The following is a 19,829-nucleotide window of genomic DNA, read 5'->3' as shown; positions in this document are numbered from 1 at the left end:
GTCCGGGTGATGCGACCAAACTAGTCGTCGCGGTGCGGCCCGTCATCGTACTTTGGTACCACGGGGACCGCCGCCATCGGCTGCTAACCTAGCACTTTCAGGAGGTTCCCCCATGCAGACCCTTTCGATCCTCGTCACCGGCGCGGCCAGCGGCATCGGCGCCGGCGTCGCCAGCCGGCTGGCCGAAGCCGGCCACCACCTCATCATCAGCGATCTGGACCCGGCCGCCGCCGAGACCGTCGCCGCCGGCATCCGCGCCGCCGGCGGTTCGGCCGAGTCGGTGGCGCTGGACGTGACCTCCGACGACAGCGTCGCCGCCGCGCTGGCCGCGATCTCCCGGCCGGTCGATGTGCTGGTCAACAACGCGGGCCTGCAGCATGTCTCGCCGCTGGAGGAATTTCCGCTGGGCAAATGGGATTTCCTGATCCAGGTGATGCTGGTCGGCGTCGCGCGGCTGACCCGCGCGGTCCTGCCGGGCATGCGCCAGCGCGGATTCGGCCGCATCGTCAACATCGGCAGCATCCACGCGCTGGTCGCCAGCCCGTACAAGAGCGCCTACGTCGCCGCCAAGCACGGCCTGGTCGGCTTCTCCAAGGTGATCGCGCTGGAAACCGCCGACACCGACATCACCATCAACACGGTCTGCCCCAGCTACGTGAAGACCCCGCTGGTGGACAAGCAGATCGCCGACCAGGCGCGCACGCGCGGCATTCCGGAAGCCGAAGTGGTCAGCCAGATCATGCTCAAGCCGATGCCCAAGGGCGTGTTCATCGAAATGGACGAACTGGCCGGCATCACCGCCTTCCTGTGCTCCCCCGCCGCCCGCAACATGACCGGCCAGACCCTGGTCGTGGACGGCGGCTGGACGGTGCAGTGAGAACCGGGATTCGGGAGTCGGGATTGGGGAATCGAAAGAGCGAAGAGCTCCGTTCGCCTTGTTTCCGCGCTCGTGGCCAAACGCTTCTACGATTCCCGATTCTCCATTCCCGAATCCCGGCCTCAACCCCATGCCTACCCTGCTGATCGCCGACGACCATCCGCTGTTCCGGGCCGCGCTGCGCGGCGCGGCGGCCGATGCCGTGGCGCGGATGTCGGTGCTGGAGGCCGAATCGCTGGACGGCGTGCTGGCGGCGCTGGACGCGCATGACGACGTGGATCTGGTGTTGCTCGATCTGCACATGCCCGGCAACCACGGGCTGGCCGGGCTGGCGGCGATCCGCGCGCAGTTTCCCGCGGTCGCGGTGATCGTGGTGTCGGCCAACGATGACCCACGGGTCGTCCGGCGCGCGCTGGACCACGGCGCCGCCGGCTACCTGCCCAAGAGCGCGGGGCTGGAGGAACTGCGCGATGCCATCCGCAGCGTGCTTGCCTGCGAGCAATGGCTGCCGCCTGCGCTGCGCGCCACCGTCGCACGCGCGCAGTCCTCGCGCCACGACGCCGAACTGGCCGCGCGCCTGGCCAGCCTGTCGCCGCAGCAGTTCCGGGTGCTGACGCTGGTGGCCGAAGGCCTGTTGAACAAGCAGATCGCCGATCGCCTGGACGTGCAGGAGCGGACGGTCAAGGCGCACCTGTCGGCGATCTTCGATCGCCTGGGCGTGCGCAACCGCACCCAGGCCAGCGTGATCCTGCGTGAACTGGAACTCAGCGACCCCGCCCGCCAACTCGAGGCGTGAGACGATGATGGCGTGCCAGCCCCGGATGCACGCATGAACGCCGCTTCCGCACCACGCGCCGCCACGATCGACGATGCCACCGAGATTGCCCGCCTGTCGGGGCAGCTGGGCTATCCCGTCGATGCACCCGTGATGATGGAACGGTTGCGGTGCTTGCTGCCGCGCCAGGATCACTTTATCCGGGTGGTCGCTGACGGGCCTGGCCTGCTTGGCTGGATCGTCGCCGAACGGCGCCTGTCGCTGGAGGCCGGCGACAGCTTCGAAATCACGGGGCTGGTGGTGGATCGTGATGCCCATCGTGGCGGCGTCGGCTCGGCACTGGTCGCCGTGGTCGCGGACTGGGTCCGCCAGCAGGGCGGAGCGCGACTGGTCGTGCGCTCCAACGTGGTCCGCGCGGAGTCGCATCCATTCTACGAACGCCAGGGGTTCATCCGCATCAAGAGCCAGCACGTCTATCGACGGGATCTCCAGGCACCGTAGGCTTTGGGGCCGGGATTGGGGCCGGGATTGGGGATTGGGGATTGGGGATTGGGATTGGGGATTGCGTCGCCGGAGTCAGGATTCGGTTCAGTCGGAGATCCCTTCTTCCACGTTGGTAGCAACACCTGCCTCGGCATTCCCGCGAACGCTGGAATCCATTGGGTGCGATCCGGTGTCACGCCCCGGTCCCGGCCTGGTCATTTTTTCGCCATCCATCTTGACAGGTCCGTGGCGCAAGGGCCGCGCGGGCTTATCCACATGTTTGTCCGCGAACCATCCACATGCGCTGTGGAAAACCTGAAACATTCGTTTCACGGACGTGAAACGCAATGGTCATTTTTTCGCCAACCTGCTTGACAGCCTTGCCGCGCAAGGCCGGCCGGCGCTTATCCACATGTTTCTCCGGAATCGGTCCACACCGGATGTGGACAACCTCGCCGCATCTTTCCGCGTAATGCGGATGACGCGCCGGCGCGTGGTCAGATGCGCGAGTACTGCCAGGACACCATGCGGCCCTCGCGATACGGCATCACCCCGTGGAACCCACGCGGATCCGCGTCGAATACCAGCGGCAGGAAATGGCGGTCGCCGTCCCACAGCGGCAGATCCAGGATCCGCTCCACCGGCACCCATTCCAGCGCGCCTTCCGGATTGTGCTCGTGCGGCGTCCCCGAATACGCGGTGATCAGGAACACGAAGCCCAGCCAGTCCTCGCCCTGCTTGCCGAAGCCCGGCCAGCTGATGGTGCCGCGCAGCGCCAGCTCATCGCATTCGATGCCGGCCTCCTCGCGGATCTCGCGGCGCATGCCGGCGACCACGTCCTCGTCCGGCTCGATCTTGCCGCCCAGACCGTTGTACTTGCCCAGATGCTGATCGTCGAGCCGCGCATTGCGATGGATGAGCAATACCTGCGAGCGATCCGGCGACAGGACATAACCGAGCGTGGCGACGATGGGGGTATACGGCATGGCGGGAGGTGGGTCGGAAAACCGCCATTCTAGCCGCGCGCGCCGCCACGCTCCCGGTCAAGCGGAGAAACAAGGCTCACGACACGCCGGCCACGCTGCCCGCACGCGCCGCCAGCAGGCGGTCCAGCACCGACTTCAGCGCCAGCGGGCGCACCGGTTTCGCCAGCAGCGACAGATCTGCTTCGCGCACCGCGCGGCGGACGGCGTCGGTCTGGTCGGCGGACAGGATCAGGCAGGGACTCGCCTCGAAGCGTGCCGACAAGCGCCGCCATAGCGCCACGCCGGTGTCGCCTGCGTCCAGGTGGAAGTCGAACAGCCACGCATCAGCCGGCGCACGCGCCAGTTGCGCCTCCGCGGCCGGACCATCGGCGGCACAGGCGACCTCGCAGCCCCATCCCAGCAGGGTCTGGCGGAGCGCGTCGAGCGCGGCCGGATCATTGTCCACCGCCAGCACGCGCAGGCCGGCCAGACGGGCGCGCGACACGCCCGCCGACACCTGCGCCGTGGCCGGCGTCGCGACCATGGGCAGCTCGACGGTTAACGCGGACCCGCGTCCCGGCCGACTGCGCAAGCCCAGCGGCGCTTCCAGCAGGCCGGCAATGCGATCGGCGATGGACAGGCCCAGCCCGAGTCCCTGCCCGACCGCCTCCTCGCCGCGCCGGAATTCGTCGAAGATCAATCGCCGCTCCGGCTCGCGGATGCCGGGACCGGTATCGAGCACCTCGATCCGCAAGCGTCCGCGCGCGCCGCGGCGCACGCCCAGCAGCACACCGCCCTGGGCGGTATAGCGGATGGCGTTGGCAAGGAAATTCTGCAGGATCCGCCGCAGCAACTGCGGATCGCTGTGCACCCAGAGGCGCGTTGGCCGGTAACGGAAACGCAGGCCGTGTTCGGCGGCCAGCACGCCGAATTCCGACGCCAGCGGTTCCAGTACCTCGGACAACGGAAAATCGCGCGGCTCCGGCACCAGGCCGCCGGCTTCCAGCCGCGACATGTCGAGCAGGCCGGTCAGCAGATCGGTGGTGGAATCCAGCGCGCCGCGGATCTGTCGCGCCGACTGGCGCGCGCCGTCGTCGGGCAACTGCTGCGCGAGCGCGTCGGTGAACAGGTGGGCGGCATGCAGCGGTTGCAGCAGGTCGTGGCCGATCGCGGTGAGGAATCGGCTCTTGGCGTCGTTGGCGTGCTCAGCTTCGCGCTTGGCGGTTTCCAGCAGCGCGGTGCGCTCGGCCACGCGCTGTTCCAGGGTCTCGTTGGCGCGCTTGAGATCGCGTTCGGCGTGGCGCGAGGCGGTGACGTCGGTGTAGGTGGCGACGAAGCCGCCGCCGGGCATCGGATTGCCTCGGATTTCGACGATGCTGCCATCGGGGAACACCCGCTCGGTCAGGTGCGGCGTGCCGGCGCGCATGAACGCGATGCGCCGCTGCAGCGCGCGTTCGTCCTGGCCGCGGTGCGGCATGCGTTGCAACGCCCAGCGGGTCAGGTCGGCGATCGGCCGGCCGACCTGCAGCAGCTCTTGCGGGAATCCGAACATCTGCTCGTAGCGGCGGTTCCACGCCACCAGCCGCTGCTCGCGATCGACCACGCTGATGCCCTGGCTCATGTTGTGCAATGCGGCCTCCAGCACCTGCTGGTTGAAGCGCAGATCCTGCGAGGCCTCGCCGACGATGGCCGCGACGGTATCCAGATCCCGGCTCTCGCGCCGCGCCGCGTCCAGCAGCAGGCGCGCCGACGCAGAACCCAGCACCGCCGACAGTTCGCGTTCCAGCCGCGCCTCCATCGCCGCCGGCACCGGTCCGTTGCGTGGCGCGCCCGCCAGCAGTTCCTCCACCCGCTCGCGCGGGAGGAAACGCCGCCCTGCTTCGCCCAGCGTCTGCCGATCCAGGTTGCGCTGGCGCTGGTGCGGCGCCTCCCGACGCCACGCCATCGCCAGCAGGGTGGCGACCGTGCCGACGAACAGGCTCACGCCCACCGCGCGTCCCAGCGGACTCCAGCCGGTCAGGCCGAACATGCCTTGCGGCGACAGCCAGGCTTGCCCGAACGGCCCTTCCCGCAGCCACTCGGGTGCGCTGCCGGACGCCAACAGCAGGGTCGGCAGCAACAGCACCCAGGCCCAGGCCAGGAAACCGGCGACCACGCCGGCGATCGCCGCGCGCGGCGGCGTCTGCGGGCGCCACACCGCGAACGCCAGCACCGGCGCCAGCGTGGCCAGCGCCGAGAACGACACCGCGCCGACGTCGGCCAGTGCGTCGCTGCCGGTTACCAGCCGGCTGTAGGCCCACGACAGCAGCATGATCACGGCGATGCCGGTGCGACGCAGGGCGAGCAGCGCACCACGCTGGTCGCCACCATCGCGGCGCGACCAGGCGCCGCGCAACAGGCCGGGCGCGAACCAGTGATTGCCGATCATCAGGCTGAGGGTCAGCGTGCTGACCACCACCATGCCGGTGGCCGCGCTCAGTCCGCCGAGGAAAGCGAACAGCGCCAGTCCCTCGTGGCCCTGCGAGAACGGCAGCGCCAGCGCGTACATGTCCGACGGTACCGCGCCACCCAGCAGCGCCATGCCGGCCTGCGCCAGCGGCAGTCCGGGCAGCGCGATCAGCACCAGGTACAGCGGAAACAGCCAGCGCGCGGTGCGCACGTGTCGCTCGTCGCGGCATTCGACCACCGCCACGTGGAACTGGTGCGGCAGGATGAACATCGCCAGCGCGCCCAGCAATACGAACGGCGCGAACCCGCCGGACGGCTGCGGCGGCAACGGCGCAGGCGGCAGCTCCGGCCATTCGCGCAGGCCGAACCAGACGAAGGCGCCGAGCGCCAGCATCGCCGCCAGCTTGAAGATCGACTCGAACGCCATCGCCAGCACCAGCCCGCGATTGTGCTCGGCCGCGCTGGCCCGGCGGGTGCCGAACAGCATCGCGAACAGCGCCATCGCCAGCGCCACGTACAGACCACTGTCGCGCCAGAACGGCAACGCCTGGCCCGCCTCGCCGGCCTCCAGGGTGAGCGTGGCGAAACTCATCGCCACCGCCTTCAATTGCAGCGCGATGTAGGGAATCAGGCCCAGCGCGGCGACCAGGGTGACCGTGCCCGCCAGCCAGGCATCGCGGCCCAGCCGGGTGGCGATCAGATCCGCCAGCGAGGTCGCGTTGGTCTCGCGCGCCAGCCGCACCAGCCGCATCAGGAACGCGACCGCCAGCGCATAGAACAGGATGGCGCCGAGGAAGGTCGGCGGCAGCGGCCAGCCATAACGGGCGGCCTGGGTGACGGTGCCGTAGAAGGTCCACGAGGTGCAGTGCACCGCCAGCGACAGCGCGTAGACATGTTGCCAGTGGCGGGCGAATACGGCCGGACGCCGCTCGCCGTACAGCGCGGTGCCGAACATCAGCGCCAGCCAGGCCAGTCCGGCCAGCGCGACCACCCACAGGCTCAGCATGTGACGACCCGGGCGGTCGGCGGTCCGTCGATGGCTCCGCCGCGAAGCGCGCCGGCATCGAAGACGATCCCGGAAAACACTCGACGCGGCGGAGTACATGCTGGCATCGGCGGAGCATAACGCAGCGGCGGCAGGCTTCCGCCTGCCGCCGCCGTTTTCCCATCGTTTGCCGCCATCGACCTCAGAAGTCGTAGCGCGCGGTCAGCGTGTACTGGCGCGGCGGACCATAGAAGCCGGTCAGCACGCCGTAGGCGCCGATGTTGTAGCCGGTGGTGCGGTATTCCTTGTCCGCCAGGTTGCTGCCCTGGAGCGAGAACGACCAGGCGTCGTTGACCTTCCAGATCACGCCCGCGTTGAGCAGGCCGTAGCCGTCCTGCCTGATCAACGGGCTCAGATCGGTGGTCGGCCACACCTCGCTCTGGTAGGCATAGCCCACCCGCGCGGACAGATTGCCGCCATTGGCCAGATCGGTGCGGTATTCCACGTTCAGCGCACCGGAGAATTCCGGGGCGTTGGTGAACTTCTGCTGGTCGGCGACGTTGACGCCGCGATCCATGTACTCGTCGTACTTGGCGTCCAGCCAGGCGAGGTTGCCGCTGATCAGCCAGTTGACCGTCGGCAGCCACTGGTACTCCACTTCCAGGCCCTGCACCGTGCCCTTGCCGGCGTTGGTGAAGTCGCCGAAGAAGCTCTGCGCGCCGTTCGGCAACGTGTACGAGGTGAACACCGACAGCTGGATGTCCTCGTACTTGTTGTAGAAGTAGGCCAGGTTGAGGAACATACGCTGGTCCAGCAGCGACATCTTGCTGCCGATCTCGAAGCTGTCGACCTTCTCGTCGTCGAACGGTTCGCCCGAACGCGGCACCGCGGTGGTGTTGGCGCGGATGTTGTAGCCGCCGGACTTGAATCCGCGCGAGGCCAGGCCGTAGATCATGACGTCGGGCGTGATCTGGTAATCCAGCGAGACCTTGGGTGAGAAGTTCTTGAAATTGACCGTCTTGTCGAAGTTCGCCGCCGTGCCCCAGGCCGTGCCGTAGTCCAGCCCGGTGTAGAAGCGGTTCAGCGCGATCGCGTGCTTGTCCTCGTCGGTGTAGCGCGCGCCCACGTCCAGCTTGAGCCTGTCGGTCAGGTCGAAGGTCCAGTCCGCGTACACCGCGATGCTCTGGGTATTGACCACGCCCTGGGTATCGCCGAACAGCGGGTTGGTCAGCGCGTTCGGCAGGGCCGGGTTCCAGAAGTGGTTGAGCACCTGGCCGCCGGCGTCGCCGTCGAAGGCATAGATGCCCATCACGCCGCGCGCGCGGCCGCCGCCGTCGTAATTGGCCTGTACTTCGTGGCTGACCTGGCTGTCGTTGTAGAACGCGCGCACGTCCACCAGCGTCAGCGGCGTGGTGTCGAAGTCGATGTTGGTCTCGGTGTCGGACTCGCGCTTGGCCACGACGTACTTCAACGCCCAGTCCTCGTTGACCCGCCAGTTGAAGGTGGCCGAGGCGCCCTTCATGGTGGTGTCGTTGACGTTGCGCATCGCGCTGCGGATGTCGTAGCGATCCGAAGTCGGCGGATACGCCGGTGCCAGCGGATTGGCCGCCAGCATCTTGGCGCCGCGCACGCCCGACTGATCGTCCATCCAGTCGAACGCGAACTGCACGTCGAAGTTGTCGCCGGCATAGGCACCCAGTTGCAGGCGCGCGGCATTGATTTCCTTGTCGCTGACATCCTGGCGGGTATGGGTGTTCTCGCCGAAACCGTCGCGGTTCATGCTGGCCACCGCCACCCGTCCGCGCAGCCCGCTGTCGGCCCCGCCGAGGGAGCCGCCGATGGCGGCCTTGGCGTCGAGCTGGTTGTAGTTGCCGACGGTGACCGAGGCGAAGCCCTGGGTCTCGGTCGGCAGGCCGCGCGAGACGTACTTGATGGCGCCGCCGATGGTGTTCTTGCCGTACAGGGTGCCCTGCGGACCGCGCAGCACCTCGATGCGCTCGACATCGAACACGTCCAGCAGGGCGCCCTGCGGACGGGCGATGTAGACGTCGTCCAGGTAGATGCCCACGCCCGGATCCACGCCCCACAGGGGATCGGCCTGGCCGATGCCGCGGATATAGGCGGTGACCGTGCTGGTCGAACCGCGCGCCGCGTAGATGGTCAGGTTGGGCACCTGCGCGTCCAGATCGCCGATGTCGCGGACATTCATCTTGTCCAGGCTCTCGGAAGTGAACGCGGTGACCGCCACCGGCACGTCCTGCAGGGTTTCCTCGCGCTTGCGCGCGGTCACCGTGACCGAATCCAGGGTGGTCGCCCGGCTGGCCGCCTGGCCGCTGTCTGTCCCCGTGTCCTGCGCGAACGCGCAGGGTGCCGACGCCAGCAACACGGTGCCGATCGCCAGGCTCAAATGCTTCCGCTTCATGGATATCCCCTCCTCCCGGGAATGCGTGCGGCGGACGGTTGTCGCCGATGCTGGAGAAGGCTAGAGGCGGACCGGACGGACCGGCATCGTACCTTCGTACAGTGGGCCGCCGCCGGGGCGCTGTCGATACTCCCGCCATCTGTCCGGCCATTGGCGGCCGACCCATCGAACACCGGCGCCGAGGAGCCACGGATGTCTTTCCTGATTGTATTGGCCGCGCTGTGCTTCCTGATGTTCGTGGCCTACCGCGGCTACAGCGTGATCCTGTTCGCGCCGATCGCGGCATTGGGCGCGGTCCTGCTGACCGATCCCTCGCTGGTGGCGCCGATGTTCACCGGCCTGTTCATGGACAAGATGGTCGGCTTCCTCAAGCTGTATTTCCCGGTGTTCCTGCTGGGCGCGGTGTTCGGCAAGCTGATCGAGATCTCCGGCTTTTCCAAGTCGATCGTCGCCGGCACCATCCGCCTGGTCGGCCGGCAGCGGGCGATGCTGTCGATCGTGCTGGTGTGCGCGCTGCTGACCTACGGCGGGGTGTCGCTGTTCGTGGTGGTGTTCGCGGTGTATCCGTTCGCCGCCGAGATGTTCCGCCAGAGCGACATCCCCAAGCGGCTGGTGCCGGGCACCATCGCGTTGGGCGCGTTCACCTTCACCATGGACGCGCTGCCGGGCACGCCGCAGATCCAGAACATCATCCCCACCTCGTTCTTCGGCACCACCGCCTGGGCGGCACCGGTACTGGGCACGCTGGGCGCGGTGTTCATCCTCATCCTGGGCATGGGCTACCTGGAATGGCGCCGCCGGGTGGCGCAACGCGCTGGCGAAGGCTATGGCGGCGATCTGCGCAACGAACCCGAACCCTTCCGTGGCGATCGCCTGGCGCATCCGCTGATCGCGGTGCTTCCGCTGCTGCTGGTGGGCGTGGCCAATTTCCTGTTCTCGCGCTGGATTCCGGACTGGTACGGCGAGAGCCAATCGTTCGTGCCGGCGGTGATCGGCAATCCCGCGCCGGTGGTGCAGGAAGTCTCCAAGGTCGCGGCGATCTGGGCCGTGCAGGGCGCGTTGCTGGTCGGCATCGCCAGCGTGCTGCTGTTCGCCTGGAGGCCGGTGTTCACCGGCTTCGCCGAGGGCACCAAGAGCGCCATCGGCGGCGCGCTGCTGGCATCGATGAACACCGCCTCCGAGTACGGCTTCGGCGCGGTCATCGCCGCCCTGCCCGGCTTCCTGGTGGTGGCCAACGCGCTGCAGGCGATTCCCAATCCGCTGGTCAACGAGGCGATCTCGGTGACCGCGCTGGCCGGCATCACCGGCTCGGCCTCCGGTGGCATGAGCATCGCGCTGGCAGCGATGGCCGACAGCTTCATCGCCAACGCCAACGCGGCGGGCATCCCGATGGACGTGCTGCACCGGGTGGCATCGATGGCCTCCGGCGGCATGGACACGCTGCCGCACAACGGCGCGGTCATCACCCTGCTGGCGGTCACCGGCCTGAGCCACCGCCAGTCCTACAAGGACATCTTCGCCATCACCCTGATCAAGACGATGGCGGTGTTCTTCATCATTGCCCTGTTCTACCTGACAGGCTGGATCTGAATCCGGGCGTCACCACGCGGCTGGGCATCGTCGCTTCCTCCCGGTCGACGGACGATTTCCGGGACGCCTGCCGCTGGCCGCGCTTGCGCGGAAGGGAAACGAACGAAGGACCGGCGCGCGCGCGCCGTCCCGATGCCACCCGCTCCGCGCAACGGACGCATCGGCCTGTGCGCGCGGTCGCAGTCGTGTTCGCCCCGCTTGCCGAATACTGGCGACGATTCCGGGGAAACCAGCCACCACGATGACACGCCGAGCCTTCACGGTCCGTCCGACCGCGTTCCGTACCCGTACCCCACTGGCATTGCGGCGAGGCCGCGGGTCGCCCCCCGCGGAACCGGCGAGCTCCGCACCATCCGCCGAATCGCAGCGGGCCGCCGTGCGCGAACGCCATCGGCGCCTGTACGGCCTGCGCGGCGGTGAACGCGGTACGCTCGCCGGCGCTCCGGAGAGCGAATCCGCGACGGGTGGCCAGGTCGCCCAGGACATGAGCGAACCGCGCCTGCTGACCCTGCCGGCGCCGCCGTTCGCGGTGAGGATGCTGAACCGGCTCAGCTATGGCGCCACCGCGACCACCGTGGCCGAGTTCAACGCACTGGGCGACAACGATCGCCAGCGCCTGGCCAACTACGTCGACTGGCAACTGGACTGGGAGGCCATCGACGATGGCGCGGTGGAGAACCGGCTCGCCGCCGCGGGCTACACCACCCTGGGCAAGTCGCTGGCGCAGCTGTGGGCGGATCACGTGGCCGCCGATCCCGACTATGCCATCCGCATGCGGCCGGCCAACGAGGTGCAGCGCGCGGCCTTCGTGCGCGCGGTGCATTCGCGTCGCCAGCTGCGTGAACTGGTGGTCAACTTCTGGCACGACCATTTCAACGTGCTGGTCACCGAATTCAGCGCCGGCCCGCTGTTCCCGCATTACACCCGCGACGTGATCCGCGCGCATGCCAAGGGCAATTTCCGTGCCCTGCTGGAAGCCGTCGCCACCAGCACCTCGATGCTGTACTTCCTGGACAACATCAACAACTCGCGCTCCGGTCCCAACGAGAACTGGGCACGCGAACTGCTGGAACTGCACACGCTGGGCGCCGAGAACTACCTGGGTTTCACCGATCCGTTCGAGGTGCCGCCCTGCCCGGAGGATCCGTCCTATCCGATCGGCTACACGGACATCGACGTGTACGAAACCGCAGCGGCCTTCACCGGCTGGTCGGCGAAGAATGGGCACTGGGAGTTTCCCGCCGAGAACGACGGCACCTTCGTCTACCGGCAGTCCTGGCACGACGCCGGGCCGAAGTTCCTGCTGGGGCGGATGCTGTACCCGGAGCAGCCGGCGATGAAGGACGGGCGCGACGTGCTGGATCGCCTGGCCAGCCATCCGCGGGTGGCGAAGTTCATCTGCCGCAAGCTGATCCGGCGCTTCGTCACCGACACGCCGCGACAGGCGCTGGTCGACAGCGCCGCCGCGCTGTTCCGGGCCAACTGGCAACGCCCGGATCAGATCGAAATCGTGCTGCGCCACATCCTCAACTCCGATGACTTCATCAACGGCTGGGGCTGGAAGAATCGCCGCCCGTTCGAGGCCACCGTGGCGGCGATGCGCGCCCTGGGCCACGACTGGACCTTGCGGCTCGATCACGAGAAGAGCGACGAATTCATGTGGCGGATGGGGTTCACCGGCCACCTGCCCTACAACTGGGCCGCACCCAACGGCTATCCGGACACCGGCCTGGCCTGGTCCGGTGCCAACTCGCTGGCGATGACCTGGAAGCTGCTCAACTGGCTGACCGAGACCAGCGACGGTGGAGTGCCACTGAGTCCGATCCTGGCCGCCACGCGCGCCGGCGTGCCGGCGGCGCAATGGACCGCCAATACATTGGTGACGTTCTGGTGCAACCGCCTGCTGGGTTACCAGCCCGAGGCGGCGCGCCGACAGACGCTGGTCGGCTTCATGGCGCAGAACGGTGATCCGGCCAGCTACGTGATCACCGACACCGATGCCTGGGCGGTGAACGATCTGAAGCGCCACTACAACCATCAGCGCCTGCGCAGCCTGGTCTCGCTGATCCTGATGTCCCCCGAATTCATGGCCCGCTGAGGTGACCGCATGAGCCGATTCACCCTGACCCGCCGTGAATTCGTGAAGGGCTGCTGCGGCGCCGCCGTGGTTGGCGCCGCCGGTTCGATCCTGGCGTTCTCCGAGGACGCCAGCGCGGCCACCAACGCCTACGACACCGTGGTGCACCTGTTCCTGCGCGGCGGCATGGACGGCCTGAACCTGGTCGTGCCGATCAGCGGCGACGACCGCACGTTCTACGAACAGGCGCGGCCGGACCTGTCGATTCCGATCAGCGGCACCTACGCCGCGTTGCCGCTGACCCTGGCCGGCGGCGAAGCCACCGGCTTCGGCCTGCATCCTTCCGCAACCGGCCTGCGCGATCTCTGGAACAGCGGCCACCTGGGCATCGTGCACGCCGCCGGCATGGCCACCTCGGTCACCCGCAGCCATTTCGATGCGCAGTTGTCGATCGATCTCGGCACGCCGGGCAAGTTCGGCACCGGCAGCGGTTGGATGACGCGCGCCTGGGACAGCCGTCCCGCCGGCACGCCGGCGGCAGCCCTGCCCGCGCTGGGCATCGGCACCACCCAGCCGGCCGGACTGCTCGCCTCCACCGCCGCGCTGACCCTGGGCAGTGCGTCGGACTTCCGGCTCAATGCGGGCGCCTACGCCTGGCAGGAACGCCGCCCCGATTCGCCGACCGGTTTTCGCGGCGTCAACGAGACCCTGGCCGATCTGTGGAGCGGTCGCACCGGCCTGCAGCTGAGCGGCCAGCGCGCCGACGCGTCGCTGCGCCTGATCGCCCAGCAGAGCTATGGCTCCCTGCCGGCTGGCTGGCCGACCGGCAACTTCGCGCAACAGCTGTGGACCATCGCCCAGTCAATCCGCTTCAACCTCGGCCTGCGCTACGCCACCCTCGACCTTGGCGGCTGGGATACCCACGAGGGCCAGGGCACCGCCGGCAGTGGCTACCACTACTACCAGAACAAGATCGCCGAACTCTCCTCGGCGTTGCAGGCGTTCTTCAACGAACTCGACGCCGGTGGCGAGATGGCGCGGGTCACGGTGGTCGTGCAGTCCGAGTTCGGCCGCCGGGTGCGCGCGAACGCCAATGGCGGCACCGATCACGGCTACGGCAATCCATTGCTGGTGCTCGGTGGACCGGTCAACGGCCGCCGCTTCTACGGCAGTTGGCCGGGACTCAATCCGGAAACCCTGTCACCCACCTTTGGCGACGTGCCGGTGACCACCGACTATCGGCGGGTGATATCCGAAATCCTGATCCGGCGGATGGGCAACGCCAATCTGTCGCAGGTATTCCCCGGCTACGGCGGCTACGCGCCGCTGGGCATTGTCCAGGGCAGCGACCTGGCGGCCAGCGCGATGGCGATGCAGGCGACCCCGCGCTCGGCGCCTCTGGCGGGCACCCGCGCCGTCGCCGACCACGGTGCATCCGCGTCCGCGCCTGACTGGCAGCGGCGCGGTCGGATCGACCGCTTCCTCACCCGCCGCGAACGCTGACACCACCCGGCAGCATCGCGATCGGCGCCAAGGCTTGCCCCGCGCCGTTGGCGATGACGGACATCGGCCCGTCATCGCCGCGCTTGAGCGTTCGCGACCTGTCCGGCGCTCAGGCCTTGGCCGCGTGCCAGGCCTTGAGCAGTTCGGTTTCCTTGTCGCGGCTGATGCCCGCGCGCAGTTTGGCCTGGCGCTCGGCCGGTTGGCTGCGGAACCAGGCCATCAGGTCGGTGATGGTGTTGGTGAGCGGGCGATAGGTCAGGCCGGCGGCCACCGCGCGCGCGTTGCTGACCGCGCCATAGCCGGCATACGGGCCGCTCTTGGCGGACACCCAGATCGGAAGTTCCTCGACCTTCTGCGCTTCCAGGAATTCCGGCGTCACGTGGGTGTAGGTGGGATTGCCACCGGTCGCCGACTGGCAGGCCTGCAGCATCGCGTCCATCGGCAGCAATTCCTTCGGGCCGACCGCGTTGAACACGCCATAGGTGCGCGCCTCGGCCAGCCGGATCATCCATTCGCCCAAATCGCGGCCATCGATGACCTGCACCGGATCCTTGCCGTCGCCGGGGACCAGCACTTCGCCGCCCTGGGCGACGCGATGCGGCCAATAGGTGAAGCGGTCGGTCTCGTCGCGCGGGCCGACGATGTAGCCCGGGCGCACGATGGTCACCCGTTCGCCGAACTGCTTGTGCGCCTCGGCTTCGCTGAGCGCCTTGAGCGGGCCGTACAGGCCCTCGATATCGGCGCGCAGCGATTCCTGGGTCTCGGCCATCGCATCCTTGCCCTTGTACTGCGCCAGCGCGTCGGTTTCGCTGATGCCGGGCTTGCTGCCGTCGGCGTACACCGAGATCGTCGAGATGAAGAGATAGTGGCCGACATTGCCCTTCAGCACCTTGCCGGCGTCACGGACCCAGAACGGCAGGCTGGTCGGGTTGTCGATGCAGACATCCCATTTGCGACCTTCCAGCGCCTTCAGGTCGCCGGTATTGCGGTCGCCGTGCAGCTGTTCCACCTCGCCCGGCCATTCCGGCGAGGGACGCTTGCCGCGATTGAACAGGGTGACCTTGTGGCCGCGCTCCAGCGCGTAGGCGACCTGGAACGGACCGGTGAAACCGGTGCCGCCGAGAATGAGGATGTTCAGCGGCTTGGCGGCCTTGCCGACCTTGCCGGATTGTTGGCCGGCGGCGGCCCAGGCCAGCGAAGGCATCGCGGCGGTGGCGGCGGCAAGCGCACTGAGTTTGAGCAGATCACGGCGGCTGGTCATGGATGGCTCCGGGGTGGTGGTATGGCCGGGGGAAGCCGCACTAATACCATCCGCCGCCGCCGCCGCGCCTATGGCGAAAGTCGGGGCTGGTTTGCCGCACCGCGCCATCACCGCCCGATCGGGGGTGCCGTGGCCGGGACCGGCCGGGCCACGGGCGAATCCCGCGCAAACAAAAAGCGGGCCGAAGCCCGCTTTCTGCTGTCCGTGAAAGGAAGGGACCGGCTTACTCGGCCGGCACGCCTTCGCCTTCCTCGACGGCCTTGATCGACAGGCGGATGCGGCCCTGCTTGTCGACTTCCAGCACCTTGACCTTGACCACGTCGCCTTCCTTCAGCTTGTCGCTGACCTTCTCCACGCGCTCGCTGGAGATCTGCGAGACGTGCACCAGGCCGTCCTTGCCCGGCAGGATGGTGACGAACGCACCGAAATCCATGATCTTGGCGACCTTGCCTTCGTAGATCCGGCCCGGCTCGACGTCCGAGGTGATCTGCTCGATGCGGGCCTTGGCGGCCTGGGCGGCGGCGGCATTGACCGAGGCGATGACGATGGTGCCGTCGTCCTGGATATCGATCTGGGTGCCGGTTTCCTTGGTGATGCCCTGGATGGTGGCACCGCCCTTGCCGATCACTTCGCGGATCTTGTCCGGATGGATCTTGATGGTCAGCAGGCGCGGGGCGTAGTCGCTCAGCTCGGCGCGCGGGCTGGTGATGGCCGAGGCCATCTCGCCCAGGATGTGCAGACGGCCGGCCTTGGCCTGCTGCAGCGCCTGCTTCATGATCTCTTCGGTGATGCCCTCGATCTTGATGTCCATCTGCAGCGCGGACACGCCGTCGGCGGTACCGGCCACCTTGAAGTCCATGTCGCCCAGGTGATCTTCGTCACCCAGGATGTCCGACAGCACGACGAAGTTGTCGCCTTCCTTCACCAGGCCCATCGCGATGCCCGCGACCGGTGCCTTCACCGGCACGCCGGCATCCATCAGCGCCAGCGAGCTGCCGCAGACCGAGGCCATCGACGAGGAACCGTTGGATTCGGTGATTTCCGACACCACGCGGATGGTGTACGGGAACTCTTCCAGGGTCGGCATCACCGCCAGTACGCCACGCTTGGCCAGGCGACCATGGCCGATTTCACGGCGCTTGGGCGCGCCGAAACGGCCGCACTCGCCCACCGAGAACGGAGGGAAGTTGTAGTGGAACAGGAAGTTTTCCTTGTACTCGCCGCTGACCGCGTCGATCACCTGGCCGTCGCGGGCGGTGCCGAGGGTGGCGACCACGATCGCCTGGGTCTCGCCACGGGTAAACAGCGAGGAGCCGTGGGTGCGCGGCAGCACGCTCACCTTGGAGCTGATCGGGCGGACGGTGTCCAGCGCGCGGCCGTCGATGCGGACCTTGGTGGCCAGCACGGAGTCGCGCATGGTGCGGTATTCCAGCTCGCCGAATTCCTTCGACAGCTCGGCGCCGCTCCAGCCTTCGGCCTCGGCGCGACCGGCCAGGCGCTCCACCACGTCCTTCTTGATCGCGGCGATGGCGTCGCGGCGCTGCAGCTTGTCACGCACCTGGAACGCATCGGCCAACTGGTTGCCGATGGCTTCCTTCAGCGCCGAGATCAGGGCGGTGTTCTTGGCCGGGGCAGTCCATTCGGACGGCTTGGTGCCGGCTTCGACGGTCAGCTCGTTGATCGCGTTGATGACCTTCTGCATCTCGCGATGGCCGAACATCACCGCGCCCAGCATCACGTCCTCGGACAGGATGGCGGCTTCGGATTCGACCATCAGCACCGCGTTGGCGGTACCGGCGACGACCAGCTCCAGCTGCGATTCCTTCAGCTCGCTGGTGGTCGGGTTGAGGATGTACTCGCCGTTCTTGTAGCCGACCTTGGCGGCGCCAATCGGGCCCATGAACGGGGTGCCGGCCAGGGCCAGCGCGGCGGAGGCGCCGATCAGCGCCGGGATGTCACCATCCACTTCCGGGTTCAGCGACATCACCGTGGCGATGATCTGGACCTCGTTCTTGTAATCCTCCGGGAACAGCGGACGGATCGGACGATCGATGAGGCGCGAGATCAACGTTTCCTTCTCGGTCGCACGGCCTTCGCGCTTGAAGAACCCACCCGGGATGCGGCCGCCGGCGTAGAACTTTTCCTGGTAGTCGACCGTCAGCGGGAAGAAGTCCTGGCCTTCGCGGGCCGACTTGGCGGCGACGGCGGAGACCAGCAGTACGGTGTCGTCCATCTTCACGATGACGGCGCCGCTGGCCTGGCGGGCGATTTCGCCGGTTTCCAGGGTGACGGTGTGCTTGCCGTACTGGAAGGTTTTGGTGATTTTTGCCACGTGGTTTCCTTGAATATTGCCTGTTCGGATTCTGGGCCGCCCGCGGCCCTTGCCGCCGGCGGTTGGCCGGAGTGCCCGGCCGGTGTTCTGGGAGAAAAGCGACGTGCCCTATCGGCACTCAACCGGATTTCCTTCCCTCAAATGCAAACCGCGGCGCATTTCTGCGCCGCGGCGGGGTATTGCATCAACGACGCAGGCCGAGCTTTTCGATCAGGCTCTTGTAGCGCTCGTTGTCTTTCTTCTTCAGATAGTCGAGCAGGCTGCGGCGGCGGTTGACCAGCTGCAGCAGACCGCGACGGCTGTGGTGATCCTTCTTGTGGACCTTGAAGTGGCCGCTGAGCTGCTCGATGCGGGCGGTCAGCAGGGCGACCTGCACTTCCGGCGAACCGGTGTCGGCAGCGCCGCGCTTGTTTTCTTCAATGATCTTCTGGGTATCGATGGACATGTGGTTTCTCTGGAGATGCGAAGCCTGCAGGAACGCCGGGAGATACCGGAGTAGACCGGTGCACCGCGTGGCTCGCCGTGAACGAAAGGAAATGCCGGACAAAACCGGCGGCGTAGTGTAGCCGCCGAGGCCTTTTGAAACAAGGTTTTAATGTTTGGGCCGCGCCGCCGACGGAGCGTTGCGGACCGCCCAGCTGAACAGACGCTGGGGGACCAGCAGCCCCTCGCCGTCGACGCTGCCCAGACCCAGCACACGTCCCTCGGGCCCGTGCACGGCCACCATTTCCGCCGGTTCACCCTGCCCGCGCAGGCGCTGGCCCATGCCGAAACGGCGCGCGCCGTCGGCGTCCAGGTCGCGCCGGGGGAATCCGGCCAGGCCGGCCTCGACCGGCAGCAGGGCGCCCAGCAGCGCCGCCTCCCCCGTCCCGGCCAGCGCATCCAGCGCCTCCAGGGTGTACATGCGCGGGGCCAGGAACGGCTCGACCCATAGCCGGCGCAGCTCGGCGACGTGGGCGCCGCAGCCCAGCGCCTCGCCCAGGTCGCGCACCAGGCTGCGCACATAGGTGCCGGAACCGCACTCGACCCGCAGCCGGATCCGGTCGCCTTCGGTGGCCAGCACCTCGATGGCGTGGACCTCGACCTCGCGCTCGGGCGCCTCGATGGCTTCGCCCCGGCGGGCCTTGGCGTACAACGGCTCGCCCCCCTGCTTGAGCGCCGAGTAGATGGGCGCGCGCTGGCGGATCGACCCGCGCAGCGGTGCCAGGGCGGTCTCCAGATCGGCGGGGGCCAGCGTCGGCACCGGCCGTTCGCGCAGGACCGCGCCGTCGGCGTCGTCAGTATCGGTGGTCACGCCCAGCACCGCGGTGGTCTCGTAGGCCTTGCGCGAGCCCAGCAGCAGGCCGGCGATCTTGGTGGCCTCGCCGAAACACAGCGGCAGCAGTCCGGTGGCGAGCGGGTCCAGGCTGCCGGTGTGCCCGCCCTTCTCCGCGCGGAACAGGCGCCGCGCGGCCTGCAGGGCGGCGTTGGAGCTGAGGCCCTGCGGCTTGTCCAGCAGCAGCAGCCCATCCAGCGGACGGAAGCGAATCTTCGGGGGCATCCCTCTCCGGGTTCCTTTCAGAGTCATCGGGCACGGCCGGCGCCTGCATGGCGGCCGCGACGGCACGATGGTCGGCGGGGCCAGGCCCGCCCAGTATCAACGAAAAATGGCGCCGGCGCGGTGCGCGCCGGGACCGGCCATCAGCCCTGGTCGTCGCCGGAACCGTGTTCCGGCAGGTCGCGCAGCAGCTGGTCGATGCGCTCGCCGCGATCCACCGAATCGTCGTAGTGGAAATGCAGTTCCGGCACGTGGCGCAGCTTTACCCGGCGGGCCAGCTCCATGCGCAGCTCGCGCGCCAGTTCACGCAACCCCTTGATCGCATCCGCCGAACGCTCCGGCAGCAACGCCGTCACGTAGACCTGCGCGTGCGCCATGTCGCGGGTGACCTCGACATCGGACACGCTCACCGACGGCAGCCCGTACTCGCGGACGGCCTCGTGCACCAGCGTGCCCAGCTCGCGGCGGAGCTGTGCGGAGATGCGGTCGGTACGGTGGAAGGATTTGCTGGGCATTGAGACGGGATTGGGGATTCGGGATTGGGGATTCGCAGGAGCAATTTGGGCGGATCGGG

At 68.0% G+C, this 19,829-nt stretch carries 14 protein-coding genes; 6 read left to right on the top strand and 8 right to left on the bottom strand.

All coding sequences use genetic code 11. The features are described 5' to 3' along the window. Positions 1 to 112: 112 nt before the first annotated feature. The 3 genes from IB228_RS04130 to IB228_RS04120 all read left to right on the top strand — a co-directional run bounded on the left by IB228_RS04130 (position 113) and on the right by IB228_RS04120 (position 2,153). A complete protein-coding gene (locus IB228_RS04130; protein ID WP_192197630.1) occupies positions 113 to 877 on the top strand; it encodes a 3-hydroxybutyrate dehydrogenase in 765 nt (254 codons plus the stop codon). 130 nt (positions 878 to 1,007) lie between these two features. After that, positions 1,008 to 1,673, top strand: a complete 666-nt coding sequence (locus IB228_RS04125) for a response regulator transcription factor (protein ID WP_183642286.1) — start codon at positions 1,008 to 1,010, stop codon at positions 1,671 to 1,673. Between the two features lie 33 nt (positions 1,674 to 1,706). Continuing rightward, positions 1,707 to 2,153: a GNAT family N-acetyltransferase gene (locus tag IB228_RS04120; protein WP_183642289.1), complete on the top strand. Its 447-nt coding sequence runs from the start codon at positions 1,707 to 1,709 to the stop codon at positions 2,151 to 2,153. A gap of 479 nt (positions 2,154 to 2,632) precedes the next feature. Here IB228_RS04120 and IB228_RS04115 read toward each other — a convergent pair whose 3' ends face one another. From IB228_RS04115 to IB228_RS04105, 3 genes are all read right to left on the bottom strand, one after another. Next, positions 2,633 to 3,121, bottom strand: coding sequence for an 8-oxo-dGTP diphosphatase (locus IB228_RS04115; protein ID WP_183642292.1), 489 nt, complete (start codon positions 3,119 to 3,121; stop codon positions 2,633 to 2,635). Positions 3,122 to 3,197: 76 nt separating this feature from the next. After that, positions 3,198 to 6,554: a PAS-domain containing protein gene (locus IB228_RS04110; RefSeq protein WP_192197629.1), complete on the bottom strand. Its 3,357-nt coding sequence runs from the start codon at positions 6,552 to 6,554 to the stop codon at positions 3,198 to 3,200. Between the two features lie 181 nt (positions 6,555 to 6,735). Continuing rightward, the gene (locus IB228_RS04105) at positions 6,736 to 8,955 is read right to left on the bottom strand and encodes a TonB-dependent receptor (RefSeq protein ID WP_192197628.1); all 2,220 of its coding nucleotides are present in this window, start codon (positions 8,953 to 8,955) and stop codon (positions 6,736 to 6,738) included. 192 nt (positions 8,956 to 9,147) lie between these two features. Between IB228_RS04105 and IB228_RS04100 the strand changes: the two genes are divergently transcribed. The 3 genes from IB228_RS04100 to IB228_RS04090 all read left to right on the top strand — a co-directional run bounded on the left by IB228_RS04100 (position 9,148) and on the right by IB228_RS04090 (position 14,125). Beyond that, positions 9,148 to 10,545, top strand: a complete 1,398-nt coding sequence (locus IB228_RS04100) for a GntP family permease (protein WP_192197627.1) — start codon at positions 9,148 to 9,150, stop codon at positions 10,543 to 10,545. A gap of 376 nt (positions 10,546 to 10,921) precedes the next feature. Continuing rightward, positions 10,922 to 12,643: a DUF1800 domain-containing protein gene (locus IB228_RS04095; RefSeq protein ID WP_183642302.1), complete on the top strand. Its 1,722-nt coding sequence runs from the start codon at positions 10,922 to 10,924 to the stop codon at positions 12,641 to 12,643. Between the two features lie 9 nt (positions 12,644 to 12,652). Then, on the top strand, positions 12,653 to 14,125 hold the full coding sequence (locus IB228_RS04090; protein WP_192197860.1) for a DUF1501 domain-containing protein: 1,473 nt from the start codon (positions 12,653 to 12,655) through the stop codon (positions 14,123 to 14,125). A 109-nt stretch (positions 14,126 to 14,234) separates the two neighbouring features. Here IB228_RS04090 and IB228_RS04085 read toward each other — a convergent pair whose 3' ends face one another. The 5 genes from IB228_RS04085 to rbfA form a co-directional block, all read right to left on the bottom strand. Continuing rightward, positions 14,235 to 15,386, bottom strand: a complete 1,152-nt coding sequence (locus IB228_RS04085; RefSeq protein ID WP_192197626.1) for an NAD-dependent epimerase/dehydratase family protein — start codon at positions 15,384 to 15,386, stop codon at positions 14,235 to 14,237. A 223-nt stretch (positions 15,387 to 15,609) separates the two neighbouring features. Next, positions 15,610 to 17,718: a polyribonucleotide nucleotidyltransferase gene (gene pnp, locus IB228_RS04080; RefSeq protein ID WP_183642313.1), complete on the bottom strand. Its 2,109-nt coding sequence runs from the start codon at positions 17,716 to 17,718 to the stop codon at positions 15,610 to 15,612. A 184-nt stretch (positions 17,719 to 17,902) separates the two neighbouring features. Beyond that, positions 17,903 to 18,163: a 30S ribosomal protein S15 gene (rpsO, locus tag IB228_RS04075; protein ID WP_183642316.1), complete on the bottom strand. Its 261-nt coding sequence runs from the start codon at positions 18,161 to 18,163 to the stop codon at positions 17,903 to 17,905. 147 nt (positions 18,164 to 18,310) lie between these two features. Further along, positions 18,311 to 19,258 (bottom strand): tRNA pseudouridine(55) synthase TruB, encoded by a 948-nt coding sequence (gene truB / locus IB228_RS04070; protein ID WP_192197625.1) that lies wholly within the window; start codon positions 19,256 to 19,258, stop codon positions 18,311 to 18,313. Positions 19,259 to 19,398: 140 nt separating this feature from the next. Then, positions 19,399 to 19,770, bottom strand: coding sequence for a 30S ribosome-binding factor RbfA (rbfA, locus tag IB228_RS04065; protein WP_183642322.1), 372 nt, complete (start codon positions 19,768 to 19,770; stop codon positions 19,399 to 19,401). Positions 19,771 to 19,829: the final 59 nt, after the last annotated feature.

The organism is Pseudoxanthomonas sp. PXM04, from assembly GCF_014851695.1.
In the GTDB taxonomy this organism is placed as follows: domain Bacteria; phylum Pseudomonadota; class Gammaproteobacteria; order Xanthomonadales; family Xanthomonadaceae; genus Pseudoxanthomonas_A; species Pseudoxanthomonas_A beigongshangi.
Note: the sequence above shows the minus strand (reverse complement) of the source record. Positions and strands in the feature narration are given on the sequence as shown.